Annotated in this window: 15 protein-coding genes; 9 read left to right on the forward strand and 6 right to left on the reverse strand. The window is 59.1% G+C overall.

Annotated elements, in window-relative coordinates; genetic code table 11:
- Nucleotides 1–56: 56 nt before the first annotated feature.
- Nucleotides 57–2,975 (reverse strand): transporter substrate-binding domain-containing protein, encoded by a 2,919-nt coding sequence (locus ABJM11_RS01045; protein WP_348294336.1) that lies wholly within the window; start codon nt 2,973–2,975, stop codon nt 57–59.
- Nucleotides 2,976–3,119: 144 nt separating this feature from the next.
- Here ABJM11_RS01045 and ABJM11_RS01050 point away from each other — a divergent pair, with 144 nt between their 5' ends.
- On the forward strand, nt 3,120–3,845 hold the full coding sequence (locus ABJM11_RS01050) for a spermidine synthase (RefSeq protein ID WP_348294338.1): 726 nt from the start codon (nt 3,120–3,122) through the stop codon (nt 3,843–3,845).
- Here ABJM11_RS01050 and ABJM11_RS01055 read toward each other — a convergent pair.
- Nucleotides 3,838–4,278 carry a methylglyoxal synthase gene (locus ABJM11_RS01055; RefSeq protein WP_348294340.1) on the reverse strand — a complete coding sequence of 147 codons (441 nt, stop codon included), beginning with the start codon at nt 4,276–4,278 and terminating at the stop codon, nt 3,838–3,840. The two genes, ABJM11_RS01050 and ABJM11_RS01055, sit on opposite strands and share 8 nt — an antisense overlap.
- Nucleotides 4,279–4,368: 90 nt before the next feature.
- On the opposite strand from ABJM11_RS01055, the gene ABJM11_RS01060 reads away from it, so the two are divergent.
- The gene (locus ABJM11_RS01060; protein WP_348294341.1) at nt 4,369–5,157 is read left to right on the forward strand and encodes an ATP-binding protein; all 789 of its coding nucleotides are present in this window, start codon (nt 4,369–4,371) and stop codon (nt 5,155–5,157) included.
- A gap of 67 nt (nt 5,158–5,224) precedes the next feature.
- Here ABJM11_RS01060 and ABJM11_RS01065 read toward each other — a convergent pair whose 3' ends face one another.
- Both ABJM11_RS01065 and pdsR read right to left on the reverse strand, forming a co-directional pair.
- Nucleotides 5,225–7,252, reverse strand: a complete 2,028-nt coding sequence (locus ABJM11_RS01065; RefSeq protein ID WP_348294343.1) for an ATP-binding protein — start codon at nt 7,250–7,252, stop codon at nt 5,225–5,227.
- 3 nt (nt 7,253–7,255) lie between these two features.
- Nucleotides 7,256–7,957: a proteobacterial dedicated sortase system response regulator gene (pdsR, locus tag ABJM11_RS01070; RefSeq protein ID WP_348294345.1), complete on the reverse strand. Its 702-nt coding sequence runs from the start codon at nt 7,955–7,957 to the stop codon at nt 7,256–7,258.
- A 207-nt stretch (nt 7,958–8,164) separates the two neighbouring features.
- Here pdsR and ABJM11_RS01075 point away from each other — a divergent pair, with 207 nt between their 5' ends.
- The 4 genes from ABJM11_RS01075 (at nt 8,165) to ABJM11_RS01090 (ending at nt 12,212) form a co-directional block, all read left to right on the forward strand.
- Nucleotides 8,165–10,318, forward strand: a complete 2,154-nt coding sequence (locus ABJM11_RS01075) for a marine proteobacterial sortase target protein (RefSeq protein ID WP_348294346.1) — start codon at nt 8,165–8,167, stop codon at nt 10,316–10,318.
- Nucleotides 10,315–10,926, forward strand: a complete 612-nt coding sequence (locus tag ABJM11_RS01080) for a class GN sortase (RefSeq protein WP_348294348.1) — start codon at nt 10,315–10,317, stop codon at nt 10,924–10,926. The genes ABJM11_RS01075 and ABJM11_RS01080 overlap by 4 nt, the downstream gene beginning before the upstream one ends.
- Nucleotides 10,927–10,976: 50 nt before the next feature.
- Complete coding sequence (locus tag ABJM11_RS01085) at nt 10,977–11,687, forward strand: 1-acylglycerol-3-phosphate O-acyltransferase (protein ID WP_348294350.1); 711 nt, start codon at nt 10,977–10,979, stop codon at nt 11,685–11,687.
- A gap of 123 nt (nt 11,688–11,810) precedes the next feature.
- Entirely contained in the window at nt 11,811–12,212 is a 402-nt protein-coding gene (locus tag ABJM11_RS01090) for an MAPEG family protein (RefSeq protein WP_348294351.1), read from the forward strand.
- A 5-nt stretch (nt 12,213–12,217) separates the two neighbouring features.
- Here the strand turns inward: ABJM11_RS01090 and ABJM11_RS01095 are convergent, their stop codons facing one another.
- Nucleotides 12,218–12,664: an OmpA family protein gene (locus tag ABJM11_RS01095; RefSeq protein WP_348294353.1), complete on the reverse strand. Its 447-nt coding sequence runs from the start codon at nt 12,662–12,664 to the stop codon at nt 12,218–12,220.
- Nucleotides 12,665–12,999: 335 nt separating this feature from the next.
- Here ABJM11_RS01095 and ABJM11_RS01100 point away from each other — a divergent pair, with 335 nt between their 5' ends.
- Nucleotides 13,000–14,448 (forward strand): rhomboid family intramembrane serine protease, encoded by a 1,449-nt coding sequence (locus ABJM11_RS01100; protein WP_348294355.1) that lies wholly within the window; start codon nt 13,000–13,002, stop codon nt 14,446–14,448.
- A 29-nt stretch (nt 14,449–14,477) separates the two neighbouring features.
- Here ABJM11_RS01100 and ABJM11_RS01105 read toward each other — a convergent pair whose 3' ends face one another.
- A complete protein-coding gene (locus tag ABJM11_RS01105) occupies nt 14,478–15,932 on the reverse strand; it encodes a hypothetical protein (RefSeq protein ID WP_348294356.1) in 1,455 nt (484 codons plus the stop codon).
- Between the two features lie 202 nt (nt 15,933–16,134).
- Between ABJM11_RS01105 and ABJM11_RS01110 the strand changes: the two genes are divergently transcribed.
- Both ABJM11_RS01110 and ABJM11_RS01115 read left to right on the forward strand, forming a co-directional pair.
- Nucleotides 16,135–17,964 (forward strand): ABC transporter ATP-binding protein, encoded by a 1,830-nt coding sequence (locus tag ABJM11_RS01110; protein WP_407069942.1) that lies wholly within the window; start codon nt 16,135–16,137, stop codon nt 17,962–17,964.
- Nucleotides 17,965–18,125: 161 nt separating this feature from the next.
- A complete protein-coding gene (locus ABJM11_RS01115) occupies nt 18,126–19,640 on the forward strand; it encodes a methyl-accepting chemotaxis protein (RefSeq protein ID WP_348294357.1) in 1,515 nt (504 codons plus the stop codon).
- Nucleotides 19,641–19,822: the final 182 nt, after the last annotated feature.

Raw genomic sequence — 19,822 nt, forward strand, 5'->3', positions numbered from 1 at the left:
TTTGCGTTGTGGTTATCGCAAAAGGATAGCATTACGCCGCCCGGCCTGGCTGCCCGTTAATAACTGTCTTCGATGGAGAGGGTTTCCAGGCGGTTGCGGCCGTTCTGTTTGGCTGAATAAAGCGCATGGTCCGCCGTCCGCAGGAACTCCGCCGCTGACGAATCCTTGCCGGGAATGCCTGTGGCAAGGCCAATGCTGACCGTGAACCGCAGAGATTCACCCTGGTAGCGGATTCGCGCGCGCGCCAGGGCGTCCCGGAAACTCTCCAGCCGCGCGATCAGTTCCTCAAGGTCGTTGAACGAGGTGAAAATAACAAACTCCTCCCCGCCGAACCGGGTCAGCCGGTCCGTGTCCCGGCGGAAATGTTCACGCATGATGTCCGCCAGGGTTTGCAGGCACTGATCACCGGCTGCGTGGCCATAGCTGTCGTTGATATTCTTGAAGTGGTCCGCATCCACCATGGCAACGGCAAAGCCTTCCTCGTGTCGCTGGCACCAATGAAAACTCTTGTTGAACTCGGTGTCGAAATAGGTGCGGTTGCCGATCTGGGTCAGGTCGTCGGTGACGCTCAGGTGGGCCAATCTTGCGTTGGCTGATGCCAGCTCGCTGTTCAGCCGGCCCAGCTTGCGGTTCCAGTAGAACAGCAAGCCGAGTATCACCAGGGCAATTGCCGTGAGTTGGGCAGCCAGGGCATAGTCTGTTTCGGGTTGCAGGCCAAGGCTGTTCCATTGCCGTTCTATGGTTTGGCGTTCCTGTTTGGTGAGGCTGTCCACCAGCTTTTGCATGATATCGGCCAATATCGGTTCGTCATTACGGGTAGCCACGGCTGGCGCCCAGTTTACTGCCACTTTGCCGATCACTTTCAGATCGGCCAGCGCCTGTTCCTGAATGTGATAGCTGGCGGTGGCCAGGGAGCTCAGCAGAGCCGCCAGTTCCCGCTGCTGAACTTTGCGCATCCCCTCTTTTTCATTGGCCACCTCCACAAGGTTGAGATCGGGATTCCGGGTTCGTAATAGCTCCACGAAGGCATAACCTTCCCCGACCCCCACGGGGCGGTCACCCATATCATCCAGGGTATCGATGAAGGGGGCTTCGATGCGACCCACCAGGACACCGGGGATCTCGGCATAGGGTGAGGTGAAGTCCATGAAGTCGCGCCGCTCAGGGGTTTCCATCGCCATGGAAAACATGTCGCATGCGCGGTTTTTAGCCGCCCTGACGGACTCGGGCCAGCTGTTGACCGGCAGAGGTACAAACTCGATGCCGGACCTGTCGGCAAACAACCGGAAGGTGTCGGCGGCAAGGCCCTGATGCCTGCCGCTTTCGTCCAGTCCTTCGAGCGGCAGCCAGTCAGGGTTGGCACAGAAGGTGAGTTGTCGGCCCCTCTGTTCCAGCCAGGCCTTTTCCGCAGCGGTAAAGGCCACTTCTTCCACAGGTTCCGGCATCCGGCGTGCGGAGGCCCCTAGCCAGCGGTTCTCGATGGTTCTCATTTCGGTTGGGCTGATGGCTGCCAGTGCCGCATCCATAAGGGACGCGAGCGGTTCGAGGGCAGGACGAACGCCAAAACGGAGGTCCTCTCCCGATACTTCTCCGAGCTCTATTTCTCCGGCAATGGTGACACCGGCAATCCCCAGTTCCCTGACCCAGTAGTTGCCGTTGGGAAGGGCCGCGAGAGCAACATCCACGGATCCCTCGGCTAAGGCCTGAAACATGGCGCGTTGGGAAGTAAAAGAAAAGACGTTGTCGCCCAGCTCTTCACGGAAAGTGCTTTCATAATAGATGCCCGAACCGAGGGCCACCTTGAGCCCCTCCAGATCTTCGGCAGCACCGAATTTGAGGCCTTCATCCAGGGTAAAGGCGACATTGGGTATGATGTGATACGGACGGGTAAACCGGGTGTATGCCAGCCGCTCTGCAGTTTTCGACATGTTGGTCATGACGTCGATGTCGCCTGCCAGGAACATCGGGTAGAGGTCCGACCATTGCCCGACCACGGGCACAATATGCACACCGGTGAGATCGGATACCCGGTTCATGACGTCAATGGTGAGCCCCTGCAGTGTCCCCGAGTCCTGAAAACTGAAGGGAGCGTAATCACGCATGAAGCCGACCCTGACTGGGCCAATTTCACTGATATAACGTTGGTGGGCATCACTGAGACTGAATCCCTTGGGCTCGGCAATGCTGGCGCCGCCGTATTCCTTCCAGCGCTCAAACAATTCGGTTATGCGGTCTGCGGGAACGGCTTTCAGTCCTTCACTGATCACGTTGAACAGCTCATCGTTTCCGTTCAGTACGCCCAGGCGCAGGTCTTCCCGGGCCAACCCACCCAGGGGCGCGGGGCCGGCGATTTCGAGAAACCGGAAACCGGCTTCGTTTGCGTAATATTCGAGGGTCAGTCCCGGCCCGACAATTCCGTCTACCCAGCCGAAGGCGAGGGCGCGAACCAGGCTGGGGATGGAATCATAGGTGTTGAGCTCAACGCCTGCGTTGACGAGTGCATCCCGGTAATAGATGTCTCCGACAACTCCGATGCGGGCAGTGGCGAGCGCTTCCGGGGTACTGATATCAGCCAGTGGGTTGGCAGGGTCGTGCATTACATAGGTCTGGCGGATGTGGTAGGGCTCGGTGAACTGGATGTTTCTGGCCCGTTCTTCGCGATAGGAAATGCCGTCGATGACATCGATATCACCGCGCAGGAAGGCGCCGAAGATTTCTGGCCAGGTGCCGGCGCGAAATTCCAGAGTCAGGCCGGCGTGTTGGGCAACTTCCCTGAGCACATCGATAGAGAAACCGGCCGGAACACGGCCCTCGATATTGGAGTAGGGCTTGTTATCAGCAACGACGCCCACGGATACGTTCGGCTTGTCGGCTGACCATACGGGAAAAGACAGAAGAGTGAGTACCAGTACAGCGTAAAAGGCATGGAGAACAGTGTTCCGAGGCGGCCGTTGCCGGGCAATTCCAGCTCTCATTACGGGGTTCGCACTTCTGTGTTGGCTGAGTCAGGAGTGTAGTTGCCGGTGGGTGTTTTTCCCAACGAAAAGTTGCCTTCCTGTCTGTGATTCTCGACATGCGGTGATAGGATATGGCTCCGTCAGTACTGTGCAGGAAATACCATGGGCCTTTTGTTCGAACAGATCGACAGCCAGCCATCAGCGTTGGGGGAAATCACCCTCCGGCGTCGCCGGATTCCGGCGCTGGGCGACCGCGATATCTATGAGGTGAAACTGGGCGACGAGTTCCTCATGTCCAGCATGTTCGTGGATGCCGAAGTGGCATTGGCCGACCAGGGCCTGAGCGCCGTGGATGGTGACCAGCTGAAAGTGGTGGTTGGCGGGCTCGGGCTGGGATACACCGCGGTAGCGGCGCTGAAAAACGAGCGGGTAGGCGAGATGCTGGTGGTGGATGCCCTGGACACGGTGATCCGCTGGCACCAGCAGGAGAAGGTGCCGTTGGGCAAGGTGTTGAATGACGACCCACGCAGCCGTTATGTGCTGGGCAGCTTTTTTGATCTGGCGGTGTCCGAGGACGGTTTTGACCCCGAGTCACCCGGCAAGCTGTTCGACGCCATTCTGCTGGATATCGATCATTCCCCCAGGGCGCTGCTGAACGATTCCAATGCCAGCTTCTATAATGCGGAAAGTCTGGGACGGATGTCGGTTCACCTGCGGCCTGGTGGCGTCTTTGCCATGTGGTCCAATGAGCCGCCGGATGAGGAATTCATGAATATCCTGCGAACACTGTTTACCGATGTGGGCGCGAACGTCGTGTCGTTCTATAACCCCTTCCAGAACCGGGAATCCTCCAATACAGTGTTCCTGGCCAGAAAGTCGTTCAGTTGACAGAGCGCCCGGTGTAGTCCGAGAAATCCGGTTTTTTCGGCTGGTGCTGGTCGTCGGTCATGTAGGCGGAGGTGAGAATAAACTCCGCCGTCGCGCGGTTACAGGCGACGGGGATGTTCCATAGTGCGGCGATGCGCAGTAGTGCCTTGATATCCGGGTCGTGGGGTTGGGGTTCCAGCGGGTCCCAGAAAAATACCAGCAGGTCGATTTCACCTTCCGCGATCTTGGCGCCAATCTGCTGGTCGCCCCCCAGCGGGCCACTGAGCAGGCACACGATGTCGTCTCTGCCCAGGTTTTCCTTCAGTAAACGGCCGGTGGTGCCGGAGGCATACAGGCGGAGGGAGGCAAAGCGGGTCTGATTCTCGGCAACCCAGTCCACCAGTTCTCTCTTCTTGTTGTCATGGGCGACGAGAGCGACGGATTTAACGGCCATTTGCGGTAAAGTCTCCTTTTTGCGGTAGTGTCGGATAACCGACATCAGTGTTTCATATTCACCCTGAACGCGGAACAGGAAATAAGTGTTATGGCAACAGACCAATCCATCGACTGGGCCGAGACACCAGCCGCCGTCTGGCGACGCCATCGCCAGGGGCTGAGGGCCATCCGGCGACTGGACCCGATAGGCTGGAACGACCTCACTGGCATCAGCCGCCAGCAGGCGGCACTGGCCCGCAATACTGAACGTTTCCTCGCGGGCGCCCCCTCCAACAATACCCTGCTCTGGGGTGCCAGAGGCACCGGGAAATCCTCGTTGATCAAGGCCCTGCTTAACCGATACACGGGGCAGGGTCTTCGCATGATCGAGGTGGACAAGGATGATCTGGTGTATTTGCCGGAAATAGTCGACGACATTGCCGAGCTGCCCTGGCGGTTTGTGATTTTCTGCGACGACCTGTCCTTTGAAGTGGGTGAGTCCGGTTACAAGGCGCTGAAAAGCGTGCTGGAAGGCTCGCTGGAGTTGCCGCCGGAGAACGTCCGGGTCTATGCCACCTCCAACCGCAGGCACCTGATGCCCGAATTCATGGATGACAACGTAAAAAGCGAGATGCGAGGGGGCGAGCTGCACCCGGCGGAGGCCATAGAAGAACAGGTCTCTCTGGCAGACCGGTTCGGGCTGCAACTATCGTTCTACAGTTTCCCCCAGGGCGTTTACCTGCAGGCAATTGATGCACTGTTCCCTGAGGCAGTTGATCGCGACGCACTGCACCGGGAAGCCATCCGATTCGCCACCAGCCGGGGCGCTCGCAATGGCCGCACCGCGCAGCAGTTTTACCGGCAGTTCGCCGGTGATACCGGCGCTTTTTCCGGTTGAACCGACGGCTTATTGGCGGCGTGCCAGGCTAGAGGTTTGTCCGCCGTTGCGAAAGACGACTTGCGGCTTACGACCCTTGTCGGGGGCTGGTGGCTGGAACCACAACAGTAAACCGGACGCCGCCGGACTCATTGGTGGCCATCACCTCGCCACCATGATGTTCGGCAATCAGTCGCACAATCAGCAACCCCTGACCGAGGTGACCTTCCTGTTTGCCGGTTCTCACAGAAACGAAGGGGCTGAAAATATCGCTGGTGAGGTTGTCCGGCAATGACGAGCCCTCGTTGAACACGCTCAGCTCCAGTTGCCCCTGGTTGCGACGAAGGCGTACTTCAATCCGGCCCTGGTCAGGCGTGAAATCGCGGGCATTGTCCACCAGCTTGTCCAGCAGCTGCACCAGCAATTCCGGCGAGCCAAGGCATGAACAGCTGTTGGTGGGGCCGGAATAGACAATTCGATGGTCCGGATCCAGTTGTTGATAGGCTAGGGTAGTCTGGGCGACCACGTCGGCCAGATCGAAGGTTTCTTTCTCGGCGTGATCCAGGCTTTGCTCCAGCCGGGCCGCTTCGCTCATGCCCTGCAGTATCTGGCTCAGACGGTCGGTGGCCGAGCGCGCCCGTTCTATATAGCTGGCCCGGCCTGCGGGGTCGGAGGTGTGGCTCAGGTTATCAAGGGAGGAGCGCACCACAGCTACCGGCGTTTTCAGTTCGTGGGAAAGCCGCCGGGAGAAGCTTTCCAGATAGTCGGTATAACCCTGCAGGCGGTCTACCATGTGGCTGAACTGTCGTGACAGGTCGCCCAGTTCATCTTTTGCCCTTGCCGGTGGCAGGGAGCCAAGAACCCGGCCGTCGTCATCAATGGTGGCACTGACCGCCCTCTGCAGGCGGGTGATGCGCCACGACAACCAGCTGGCGTAGCCGAGCAGCACCAGCATCAAACCGATAATCAGCAACACGCTTCGGGCAATCACCGAGCCAAGGGTGCTGCCCGACAGGGCCAGAAGCTGATCCAGGGATTCTTCGAGGACCAGCACCCGGCCGTCGTCGAGTGGCTGCTTCACCAGCATATGGGGATCACCGTCCCGATGACGGACAAGGCCCGGGGATGGCAGAGCGCCGGCCTCTATACGGGTGGCTTCATCGTCCAGCAATGTGGGGTCGGGTTGGTAAAAACGCACCAGGGCGCGCAGACCATTCAGGCTGATGCGTTCGAGAATCTGTAGCGGGCTCAGGCTGTCGAATTCCGGTTCGTCGCTCTCGGAGCTTTTCTGCTGACGCGCGATTACCCAGCCGTCCGGTTCCAGAACCCAGGCACCCTGGCCCGGAGCGATCATGGTGGCAAGCCGGTTCTCGAGTGACGGCATTCGGGTAACCAGCTTTGCTGGGGCATGGCCGGCAATGGGTCCTTCCTCACCGGTGGCCTTGGCCTCGGCTCCAGGCCATGTTACCTGGAAGCCAAATCGCGCCGATGGCGCCGGCCGGGGAATTCGAAGTTCAGCCTGGTAGCCGTTGCTGACAGCCTGCCAGAAACCGCTGATGCGGTAGTCCGTTGAGCCTTCGTCTCCGGGTTCGATGGCATTGATAGCCCCAGGCGCTTGCGGGCGAATAAAACGTCGGGTGGCCTGGTTGTCGTCAATGAAATAGAGCTGGATCTGGTCGTGGGGCCGGTCCGGATTGCCGGGGTTGAAAAATTCCGCTGCCCGGCCACTGACGCGGACAAGTAGATAGAGATGGCTATGATTTACGGCTGCCTGCCATGAAACTTCCGCCGCATTGCTATCGGTGAGTTGTTGTGTACTCTGCCATTGCTGGCCGGTTTCTTCCTCGTCATAACCCGGCCAGTCATCGCCGTATCCATCCAGGTTTGGGGTTCGGGACAGCAGGTTGGCGTATATCACGGGGGCGCCGGCATTAATGGCCGTGCTGTCCCCCAGTTGCTCTGCCGCTAGGCCGGCAACGCGCTCAGCCTGGCCCTGCAGTTGGCGGGCGGCCTGGTTCCGCAGGGCCTGGTCCAGCTCCAGCACGAACTGCAGGCCTGCCCAGGGAATCAGCAGCATCAAGAGGCTGGCAATGAAGAGTTGGCGTTTCAGGGTCAAAGCTCAGGCCTCATGGGCGTTCCAGCGGTAACCCATGCCATAGGCCGTGTGAATGCCATCGAAGTGGTCATCAATCTGCAGAAACTTGCGACGTATCCGTTTGATATGGGAGGTCACCGTGTTGTCGTCCAGCACTGTGCTGGCGGCTTCCATCAACTGGTCACGGCTGCGCACGTGGCCCGGATGCTGAACCAGGGAATGCAGCATCCAGAATTCCGTTACCGTCAGGTCGATGGGCTCGCCGTTCCATTGTGCGGTCATCCGGTCCACGTTCAGGGCCAGTCGGCCCCTGTGCACCACTTCGTCCGGCTGTTTCAGGGCCTCTGCCCAGGCATCCGCCCGGCGCAGCAGGGCAGTTACGCGGGCCAGCAGGTGATCCATGCTCATGTCCTTGGTGACATAGTCGTCTGCCCCCAGCCGCAGGCCGTGCACGGAATCGATATCGCTGTCCCGTGCCGTGAGGAAGATAATCGGCAGGGTTTTTGACAGGCTTCGCAAGTCCTGACACAGGGTGAACCCGCCCTCGGGCTCGTCACCCAGGCCCACATCAATAATCGCCAGGTCCGGCAGGGCGGTGCGCAATATCTGGAAGGCGCTGGAGCGATCCCCATAGGCGGACACCCGGTATCCCCGGCGCTCGAAAGCGTCACGGTAGTTCTCCCGGATAGCGGGTTCATCTTCGATCAACACGATGTGTCGCTTCATAACCTGCAGCCATTTCCCTGTTATTGCAGGCTCCTATTTAACCATGGCCTGAGGCCAGAACAAGGTAAAGCGACCGGTTTGCCATAATTCATCATTTTTCCGACGCCGGATCGCCAGATTATGACACTGGATCGACCTTTCCAGGGGGTGAAATAGACACCAGTTGCCAACAGGCGTGTGTTTACTTCACTGAGACAAGGAAGCGGAATGATGCTGCTCACCCATGTAGTGCCCTCTTCAACAACCACAACGAATGCCGGGTGCCGGCAGGCGAGAACAGCCAGAAGGAGACTCTCCCTACGTGCCCGGCGCTGCCTGGAAGGGGTTTCACTATGGCTGGCGGTGCTGCTGTTTCTGTTTGTACATCCCGTCTTTGCCGAGGCTTCGGAAACCGGCCAGGAAGGCACCGGTGAGTTTCATTTTGTGGATGATGGCGGCCAGCGCGAAGGGTCTGCGACGCTGCTCAGTACCGATTACCAGGTGACCGTCAGCGGCCTGATTGCGGATACCCGATTGCGCCAGAGTTTCCGCAATACCGGCCAGCAATGGCGCGAAGGCGTGTTTGTGTTCCCGTTGCCGGAAAATGCCAGTGTGTACGGCATGACCATGACCGCGGGTGAGCGGGTGATCATGGGCGAAATCCTTGAAAAGCAGGAAGCGAAACGCCAGTACACCAGGGCCAAAGAGGAAGGCCGCAAGGTCGCAAGGGTGGATCAGCAAAGGCCTAACCTGTTTACCACCCGCATGGCGAACATCCCGCCCGGTGAAACCATTACCGTGGAGCTTCGTTATCAGCAGGCCGTGCGCTACCAGTCCGGTGAGTTCGAACTGCGCCTGCCCACCACGCTGACACCGCGTTATATGCCCGGCCAGGCTCTGGACAACCAACCGGCCCAATGGGCCGGCGGCTGGGCCACCCCTACCAACGAAGTGCCGGATGCCGACCAGATAAGCCCGTTCACGGTGCTTGCGGAGGATGTCGGGCCAGGAAGCCATCGGGCGACGATAGCCCTGAACATCAATGCCGGCCTGCCGGTCAGCCGGGTGTCCAGCCCCAGCCACCGCATCAACAGCACCTGGACTGGCAATGCCGTTGAGGTAGCTCCGGAATCCGACGCCGTGCTGATGGACCGCGACCTTGTTGTGCGCTGGGCTCCGGCCCGGGGCATGGAACCCTCAGCGGCCGTCTTCCATGAGCAGTGGCAGGGCGAGGACTACCTGCTGGCGCTGATGGTGCCGGGACTGGACGGTGACCAGCGACTGCCTCGGGAACTGGTGTTTGTGATCGATACCTCTGGTTCCATGGCGGGGGAGTCTGTCCGCCAGGCCCGTCGGGCGCTGTTGCGTGGGCTGGAGACACTTGCGCCGGACGACCGGTTCAACGTGATCCAGTTCAACAGCCAGACTCACGCGCTGTTTATGGAGTCGGTGCCGGCGTCTGCCAACAATATTGCCCGGGCCCGCCGCTACGTGCAGGGACTGAACGCCAATGGAGGAACTGAGATAGCTCCTGCGCTGGATGCGGCGCTGAAAGGCAGCCACAGCGATGGGGAAGCTTCTGCAAGAGTCCGCCAGGTGGTGTTCATTACCGATGGTTCCGTAGGTAACGAAGCGGCCCTGTTCGGGAAGATCAGCAACCAGCTGGGGCGCAGCCGGCTGTTTACGGTCGGTATCGGCTCGGCACCCAATATGCACTTCATGCGGGAAGCCGCGCGGTTTGGCCGAGGCACCTATACCGCCGTCAGCGACCTTTCGGACGTGGAGCGGCCCCTGGATGAGTTGTTCGCCAAGATGGAGGCGCCGGTATTGACGGACATCGCGGTCAGTTGGCCCGGCCAGCCGGCCGTAACCGAAGCCTTCCCTGACCGCGTTGGCGACCTGTTCCGGGGCGAACCGATGATGCAGGTGGTGCGTGGGCTTCCGGCGAAGGGGGAGCTGGAGGTCTCCGGGCGGCTGCCGGATGGTAGCCATTGGCAGCAGGCACTGAGCCTGGATCAGGCGGCCCCGGGCAAGGGCCTGCATCGCCACTGGGCGCAACAGAAAGTCAACGGGCTTATGGATAGCGGGCTTACTGGCCAGATTGATGAGGATGCGCGGAAGAAAGTAACTGATCTCGGACTGAAGCATCAGTTGATGACGAGATACACCAGTTTTCTGGCTCAGGAAAGAACACCCTCCAGACCGGCAGCTGAATCTCTCGCCACTGACAGCGTGCCCACCCTGTTACCCGCCGGAAGCCAGGGCACGATGTTGCGTTACCCGCAGACGGCCACTCTGTCGCCATTGTTGATGGCTATTGGCCTGGTAGGGCTGATGTTCGTGGCGGCCATTACCCTGCTGCAACGGAGGGTATTCGGATGAACCGTCTGATTCTCCTTCTGGCAACGACGTTTGCAACCGTGCTTGCGGCAGGGTTGTGGATTCCGCTCAAGGCCATTGCGGCTCAGGAGCTCCTTGAGCTGGCCTGGGCTGAGAGTCAGGCGCGACAACAGGAAACCCGGCCCTGGCCCTGGGCAGATACCTGGCCGGTGGCCCGCCTGACGATGCCGGAAACCGGCCAGTCACTGATCGTGCTGGACGGCGCCCATGGCGAAAGCCTGGCCTTCGGTCCGGGGCAGGTATTGGGTAACGGTGGCCAGGCGGGGCCGGTGGTGATAGCTGGCCATCGCGACACCCATTTCCGGGGCTTGCAGCACCTGGAAACCGGCAGCCAGGTTCGTTTGCAGAGCCGGGACGGCGACTGGCGCATTTTTCGGGTTGATCGTATCCGCGTCGTCGACAGCCGTCACGAGCAGATCAATACCGCACAGCTGCCACAGGATTCGTTGTTGCTGGTAACCTGTTACCCCTTCAATGGCCTGGAGAACAATGGCCCGCTACGCTATGTGGTGGAGGCCACAGCCGAGTCCCTGATGACCGCAGATGAGGCCAACAACACCTTGTCAGTTGAGGCTGTTGCCGGAACCTGATTTTGGCGTACACTTGTGCGCCAAAAAACTGCATCAGGGTTTTGTGTTCGATGGGATTGATCAGGAAGTTTCTGGCCTGGCTGACGGTGCCGGTCATTTGTTTGTTTGCGCTGGTTCTGTATGTGGCCAGGCCCTTTAATCCGGACAACAACCGGTTGCTGGGGTGGACGGTTGCCCGGGTTGGCCGCTTCTTTCTGGGTATGAAGCGGCCACTGGAGGGCACTGACAACCTGCCGCAGGATCGGCCAACAGTGGTTATTGCTAACCACCAGCACAATGATGACCTGTTCGTGATGGGTGATCTGCTGCCGCCCCGAACGGTTACGGTGGGTAAATCGTCGCTGATCTGGGTTCCGTTCTTTGGGCAGGTGTTCTGGCTTGGCGGCAATGTCATTCTTGACCGGGGCCGTTCCCACAAGGCTATTGCCGTTATGCAGGCCACCAGTGAAGCCATCAGCCGTGACCGCAAGAGCCTCTGGGTGTTTCCAGAAGGTACCCGTAGTCGCGGCCGTGGCCTGCAGGGTTTCAAAAAAGGGGCCTTCCATGCTGCTGTTGCAGCCGGTGCACCGATCACCATGGTCTGTGCCAGCCAGTATTATGATCGCACCCTGGGATGGGCCGGGCGCAGGGAGCCGGTAGCAATCCGGATTCTGCCCCCGGTGGAAACGGCGGGTCTCACCGCCGAGGATATCCCGCAGCTGATGGCACGTTGCCACCAGCAAATGGAAACCGCCATCGCCTCCCTTGCCCCGAGTTCCTGATCCGGCCTGGTAACTCTGGCTGCGCCATTGGCGGAAGTGCTTGAAGCGGCAGGCAAAACAGGGCAGTCTTTCGGGGACTGTTTTGCGGCCGGCGGTAGCTGGCGCCATCAAGAAGGCTTGACGATGATTGTACCTGTTTCTGCTGTTTTCGCCGCCGTTCTCGGACTGCTGTTGCTGGTGTTGTCCGGGATGGTTTCCCGCTTCCGTCTGAAGTATCAGAAAAGCCTCGGGGTGACCGACGACCGGGATTTCGAGGCAGCGGTGCGTGCCCAGGCCAACCTGGTGGAGTACGCCCCCCTGGGCCTGCTGATGCTCGCTATCGCAGAGCTGAACGGGGTGTCCAGTGGCCTGGTTTACTGGACCGGGATGGCGTTCGTGGTCGGGCGTGTGCTCCATGCTTTTGGCATGATCAACGGTCGGGGAGGCCCCCACATCGCCCGAATGACCGGCATCCTGTTGACGTGGGCAGGCATCCTTGCCATTGCCGTGCTGCTGCTCTGGAACGTGTTCCAGGTATACGGCTGAGTTCCTTACAACGCCTGAGCCATTTCCATGGTGAGGTATTCCAGCTCCAGCCGGCGGTTGGCGGCATGGTCTTCGGGGCGCGCCAGGGGGCGATCGCTGCCCCACCCACATACCAGAACCTGGCTTTCCCTGACACCTTCACGAATCAGCATCTTGGCGGCGCTGCTTGCCCGAAGGCGTGAGAGGAAATGGTTGTACTCGCTGACACCAAAATTATCGGCGTGTCCGTGGATGCGTACCTGTACACCCGGGTTGTGCCTTAGGTAATCGGCATGCTGGCGCAGGATGGCCTGATCCTGATCATCCAGCCGGTGCTTGTTGAAGCCGTAGTGAAAGCGCAGGCGGTGTGGCTTGCTGGGAGCGTCGTCGGATGCCAGGGCCGGCATCGCAAGGCCGGATTCGATGGCCGCTCTGGCGAGTAGCTCCGGGTTGTCCAGTATCAATACAGTCATGGCAGTTTCCTTGTTTACACGTCCATTTTTTTTATTGTCCCGGCAACTATTGGCCGTGGCCGGGACAACGGCAATTGGCGATTGGTCGAAACCCCTGTGCAATGCTCTTTCCGAGCACTGTGCGATTCGCCCCATTTGCGGCTGCCCTGATTGAATGTCATTTGTATGACCGTCGTGTGACAACCGCAGAGTAGCCTGTATTGAGGCACCACGCACAGTTTGTTTTGCCTGTGGTTCGGTAAATCGCTTCAGGTCCCATTACAGCGCGAAAAACTGGCCATGCTGTGGTAAAAAGCACATCTCCCGGGACAAATTATGACGAATTGTGACCATCCATGCTGATCATCCCTGCAGAAAACTCGGTTAACTGGAAACGCCCACCCTGGGTGACCCTCGGTTTGATGCTGGCCTGTTTGCTGGTATTCACCTTCTACCAGGGCAATGACAGCCGTTTGCTTGAGCAGGCCATTGAGGAATACCAGGAGTCGGACCTGCAACCGCTTGAGGCCCCGGTATACGAAGACTACCTGCAACGCCAGATCCGGTTTGAGGGAGACGAAGAGCGGGTTTACGAGTTGCAGAGTTTCCAGCAGTTGCGCCAGGAGGGGAGCGATCTGTGGATTGCGTACAGCCTGCTCTCAGACCGTGAGTTCTACCAGTACATGGTGGAAAACCGGGACCTGTTACTGGCGCCCGCGGAACGTCGCCGCTGGATGGACCAGCGGGGCGACATCCAGGCCCGACTGATGGACCGCCTGAGCGCCAACCAGTTGGGCCTTGTGCCTGCAGAGTTCTCTCTCTACACGCTTGTTACCTATCAGTTTCTGCACGGTGGCTGGGGACACATCATTGGTAACCTTGTGTTCCTGTTCCTGCTGGGCTTTACCGTTGAGAAAGCCCTCGGCCCGGGGCGTTACCTGCTGGCTTACTTGCTTTGTGGTGTGATTTCCGGCGTGGTTTTTACCGCTTTCTCCATGGGCAGCCACATACCGCTGGTGGGCGCGTCTGGCTCCATATCCGGTCTGATGGGTATGTACGTGGCCATTTACGGGCTGCAGAAAATCCGCTTTTTCTATTTTGTCGGCGTGTACTTCAACTATTTCCGCGCACCGGCGCTGGCGATTCTGCCGGTTTGGCTGGGCAAGGAAATCTATGATTACTGGTTCGCCGGCGCCACCGGCATTGCCTATATGGCTCACGCCGGAGGGTTGGCGGCGGGTGCGGGGATGGTCTGGTTGCTGGGCAAGAGCTGGCTTCAGGTGAAGGACGAGTTTTTCGAGCCGGAAGACAACGAGCAGGACGAGCGCTTCACCGCCGGCTACAGCCAGGCGTTGGCCAGCCTGGGGCGAATGGAATTTGACCTGGCCAGGCGCCAGTTCGATGCGTTGAGGAACCATTACCCTGATCGCCTCGTTCTGTTGGAGCATCTTTACCAGCTGGCAAAACTCCGCCCCGACCTTCCGGAATACAGGGAGCGGGCACGGGAGTTGATGAGCGAGTCCCTCAACCGCCGCCAGCCCGGACAGATGATTGAAATCTGGCAGGAATACCTGGGTAAGGGAGAAAGCCATCAGCCATTGAGCGCGGAAGACCATAACCGGGTTCTGTTTACCAGCCTGAAACAACACGACCTCAAAGCTGCCGAGAAGGCCTTCGAGAGGCTCAGAAGCACCGGCGATGAGCTCCTCACAGGGGAGGCCTGTCGGTTGCTGGTCGAGGAGTTTGAAAAACACCAGATGGCACCAAAGGCTCGCCATTACAGGCAGTTGTTGCAGGAAGGCTGACTCATTGGTTGGTGCCCCCGGTAACCGGCCTACTCCTGAGCAGAAAAAGAAGCCCTGGGGCCCTTCACCGGCTCCCGGCTTTCAACCTGCTGCAGATAAACGTCGATCTGTGCATGCAGCGGGTGATTAAGGCACCGCTTCCTGATGAAATTCAGGAACGCAGAGGCCTTTTCCCACTGTCCCATACCGTTAGCCAGGGCCTGTGCGACGAGAAGGTAAGCCGGAGCGAGTTCGTCACTGTCGGGGAAACGCTTGTGAAAGTCCTGCAGAAGCTTCAGGGTCGGCTTGTAATGACCACGCTGATAAAGACTGCGGGCACAGCGCACTGAAAGCCCTGGCTCGTCGAGCCGGAACCCCGGTTCTGCTTTTTCGATGACCGCCAGCAACGCCGCAATACCATCCCCGTCGTTCTTCTCCGCCAGCATGTTCAGCAAGCGGGGATGATACCGGTACAGTTCCGGAATATCGTTGCGGGCGGTCAGCAGCTGGTGCAGTTGCCCCAGCCTGAGAGTGTTCTGTGGGTCCCGCTTCAGGGCCTCTTTGAGCATCGACTGCACGCGATCGTAATTGCCGTCTTTCAGGTTCATGTCGATGTCGGCATCAAACCGCCGGGTCCGGTCCCGGTTCTGCATGTCCCCGGCCTGGTCTTCCTCCTGCAGGTCGCTGGCAAACCCGAGCTCCTCCTGATACTGGAACAACAGGTAACCCAGCATGTGAAACAGTATCAGCGTAAAGGTACTGTTGAGAAACCCTGCCAGGGTGCGCGCAACCCCGGGAGGAAAGTGGGTAAGCGCGAAATCCTGTGCGGCGCCGGAAGCCAGTGTGAGCAGAATCAGATATCCGTAGAGCAGGAAATAGGGCGCACCAATCCGCGAGATCAGCACCGCAAGATTCATCGGATTGACCGCCGCCATCACCGAGTGCTCCATAGCCAGCACCATAATGCTGGCGGGCAGTGCCAGTATCACGAACGCCAGCGTCAGGAACATCAGCAATGGCCCGCCCACCATGGCGGCAGCTGTCACCATCCCGCCCATCAGCGCAAATACCAGTATCTGCAGTATAACGATATCGAAACCGCTGCCACTGAAAGCCACGGCGACAGGTGGCGGTTTCATGTGGCCTTCAGCCGTGTGGCTGATGACCGCGTAGGTGTATTTCAGAAGGGCCAGGGCAAGCACCAGGGTGATAATCAGGCCGACGAGATTGCCACTGACCAGCAAGGGCACCAGTGTGCAGATGGCAATGACCATCAGCGGGTCGGTATGGAACGGGTAACGGAAAAAAGCGCCAATCCGGTTCCAGAAAGGCACCACCTCGGTGGCGGCGCCCAGATAGCGCATGGCGCGGCTGCAATGTGGGCACAGGGCCTGTTGCTTGCGGGTGTCGGCATCCGGCATGCAGCGGGTGCAATAATGGATCTGGCACTCCCCACAGTGCCATTTTGCGGGTTCGCCGGGGTGGTAATGGCAGTCGTGTTTCACAGTCGGCCTGGTTCTGGTGGCTCAGAAGATTAAGGGCCAATGATGGCAGAAGGCAGGGCATGTCACCAGACGGCTGTGTCGCAAATGCCGGCATTTGTCAGCCTATCGGACGGTTATCTCCACCCCGTAAGTGCGCTTCGGTAGACTGTCACCGGAGATACTGCGTATCAGTATCGGCATACACAGATTTAACGGAGTCATTTTGGAACAGGCAGCGGATCTGAATGGAGCAGCTGACAGGGCAGCAGGCCGGGCTGATCATCGGTACAGCTGGCGGCGTATTCTGTCTCTCGCTCTCAAGCACAAGCCAAGACTGGTGCGGGCCAATCTGCTGGCCATCCTGGCGACGGTGGTCAGCGTGCCGATTCCGCTGTTGTTGCCAGTATTGGTGGATGAGGTCCTGCTGGACGAGGCCGGCCCTGTGTTGCCTGTCATGCAGAGTGTCCTGCCCGAATCGTGGCATCTTCCGGTGGTGTATATCGGCCTGATGGTCGTGACAGCGTTCCTGCTGAGAATGCTATCGCTGACCTTCAATGTGCTCCAGTCACGCGAATTCTCCAAGATCTCCAAGGACGTGGTTTTCCGTATCCGTTCGCGTTTACTGGGTCGTCTGCAACGGATCGCAATGTCGGAATACGAAACCCGTGGCTCCGGCGGCATAACCAGCCACTTTATCACTGACCTGGACACCATTGACCAGTTTCTGGGGACCACCATCAGCCGGTTCCTCGTGGCAAGCCTGACCGTCACCGGCACTGCGGTCGTGCTGATGTGGGTGCACTGGCAGCTGGGGCTGCTGATACTGCTGTTCAACCCACTGGTCATCTTCGCCACCATGCTTATCGGCAAGCGGGTGAAGGACCTCAAACGCCAGGAAAACAGTGCCTATGAGGATTTCCAGGGTGATCTGACCGAAACCCTGGACGCCATTCACCAGCTCCGCGCCGCCAACCGGGAACAACATTACCTCCACCAGTTGATCGGTCGTGCCCGAACGGTCCGCGATCACGCCATCCAGTTCGAGTGGCGCAGTGATGCCGCCACCCGGGCCAGTTTTGCCCTGTTCCAGTTCGGCGTGGACACCTTCCGTGCGGCGGCGATGGTAACGGTACTGTTCAGCGATCTGAGTATCGGCATGATGTTCGCCATCTTCGGCTACCTCTGGTTCATGCTGACCCCGGTACAGGAAATGCTGAACATGCAGTACGCCTGGTTTGCGGCCAACGCCGCGATTGCACGTATCAACCGTTTGCTGGAGCTGGAAGAGGAACCGCGTTACCCCGCCCTGGAGAACCCCTTCAAAAACAGGCACACAGTAGGCCTTGCCCTGAAGAACATTCACTTCAGTTATGGCGAGGAAGCCGTTCTCAAGGGAATCAACCTGCACCTGGACCCGGGAGAAAAAGTAGCTGTTGTGGGGGCCAGTGGTGGTGGCAAGTCCACCCTGGTACAGGTGATTCTGGGCATGTATACGCCGCAGCAGGGGGAGGTGCTCCTGGGCGATGTTCCTGTCCAGCGCATCGGGCTTCCCTGTCTTCGCGAACATGTGGCCACCGTGCTGCAGCATCCGGCCCTGTTCAACGATACCGTGCGACAGAATCTTACCCTCGGCAGGGACAGGACCGACGCCGAGATGTGGCAGGCGCTCGCCATCGCCCAGCTGGACAAAACCGTGGCCGAAATGCCGCGCCAGCTGGACACCATGATCGGTCGCCAGGGCGTGCGTCTGTCCGGTGGCCAGCGCCAGCGTCTTGCCATTGCGCGGATGGTCTTGTCAGATCCTTCCGTGGTGATTCTGGACGAAGCGACCTCTGCGCTGGACGCGGAAACCGAGTTCCAGCTACATCAGGACCTTGAGGATTTTCTGCGCCAACGTACCACCCTGATCATTGCCCACCGGCTCAGTGCGGTGAAACAGGCTAACCGGGTGTATGTCTTCGAGGACGGCTACATCACCGAGGAAGGGCATCACGACGAGCTGATTGCCCGTCAGGGACTGTACGCCCAGCTCTACGGTGACCGGCAGGCCTGAGGCAAGGGCGTAACGAATGTTTACATTCTGCGCTGATCCCGGAGAGTTGCGCGGCGTAAATATGCGTTAACTACTTATTACAGAAGAAACCCATAGTGCCGTTAATTGTGCTTGAGCATGACAGCCGCACCGGCAGCCCGCACGCCCGAGGTATTCCCCCAATGAATGATTCCACCGATGTTGCCACGGCAGAACGTCTGCGCACTGACTGGCAGGTGCTGTTGATTCTGCTTGCCCACATACCGGTTGTGGCCCTGTTGGTGCCGATCGGTTTTGACACGCATTCGTTTGCTGTTGCCGGGTCTCTGTTGATGGGTCTTCTGGTTGGAGCCAGCTACGGCCTGCTTCGGGGCACCCGCGCGCTATCAGTAGTGTTCGCCTTCGCCATGATGATGTTCTCCGCCACCATGATTCAGGCCCAGATGGGGCGTATCGAGATGCACTTCCACATTTTTGCAGCAATGGCACTGCTGATCATCTACCGCGACTGGCTGCCGGTAGTGGTAGCCGCTGTTGTGATTGCGGTCCACCATCTGGCCTTCACTGGCCTGCAGATGTCTTCCGTCAGTTTCGGCAATACACCCGTAACGATCTTCAATCATGAGGCGAGCTGGTCGGTAGCAATGGTCCATGCGGCCTTCGTGGTGTTCGAAGCGGGTATTCTGGTCTTCTTCGCCATCCGCATGGGGCAGGAGCGCGAGCAGTCAATGCAGATCATAGAGGTGGTGCGGAACTTCGATACAGAGAAGGATCTGACCGGGCGTATTGAGGACCGCGGGAATGATATCACGGCAGCGTCGTTCAACAGCATGATGGCGCGGTTCGAAGCATTGATTGCCATGGTGAGGGATCTCTCTGGCCGGCTGAGTGACAACGCGCGTAGTCTGCAGGAAGTCAGCGTTCAGTCCGGAAACATTGTCAGCGAGCAGCAACAGCAAACCGACCAGGCCGCGACGGCAATGAACGAGATGGCGGCCACTATCCAGGAAGTGGCCCGCAATGCCCAGGCCGCCTCCGAGGCTGCTGTACAGGCCTCAGTGGCGTCGGTAGCGGGCAGCGGCAATGTGAGCGACGCCGTAAAACTGACAGAGGCTACCAACACCGCGCTGGAAGATTCTGCCCGCATGGTTCAGGAACTGGTGGACAAGATCCAGTCCATCGCCACAGTGATCGGTTCGATCAGTGACATATCCGATCAGACCAATCTTCTGGCACTGAACGCGGCCATTGAAGCTGCCCGGGCTGGTGAGCACGGGCGGGGGTTTGCAGTAGTGGCCGATGAGGTGAGGAACCTTTCCCGGCGCACCCAGTCGTTTACCGATGATATCCGCACCACGATTGGCGAACTGACCGGCGTTTCAGAGGGCAGTCTTGCGGCCATCGAGATCGGCCAGACCCGTTCCCGGGAGACCACCCATGCCATTCGCAAGGCCGGAGAGGCGCTGGCACTGATAGAAAGGGCGATCGCAGAAGTCAGCGAGATGAACCAGCAGATTGCTGCGGCTTCCGAGCAGCAGGCGACGGTATCCTCTGAAATCAATGAGAACATCCAGCGGGTGGCTGGCCAGAGTAACGACGTGGTTTCAGAAGTGGGCAAGGCGGGAATCATGGCGGGAGAACTGGAGTCAGTGGTTGATGAGGTCAATGCGCTGGTCAGCGAGTACCGAACATCCTGAGGTGTTTTGCCGGCGGTATTCACCGTCGCAATACCGAACATTCACGGAACCGCAGTTGAAGTCTGGTCAATCAGTGCAATAGTTATAGGTGACTTCCATCGCCGGGGTCTTTGGGTCAGTGTATTCGTTTATTGAAGAGTGCATTGATGCAAAGGCTCCTGCAAAGCCTTCCGGAATTTTCG

It is taken from the genome of Marinobacter sp. (assembly GCF_039977835.1).
Classification (GTDB): domain Bacteria; phylum Pseudomonadota; class Gammaproteobacteria; order Pseudomonadales; family Oleiphilaceae; genus Marinobacter.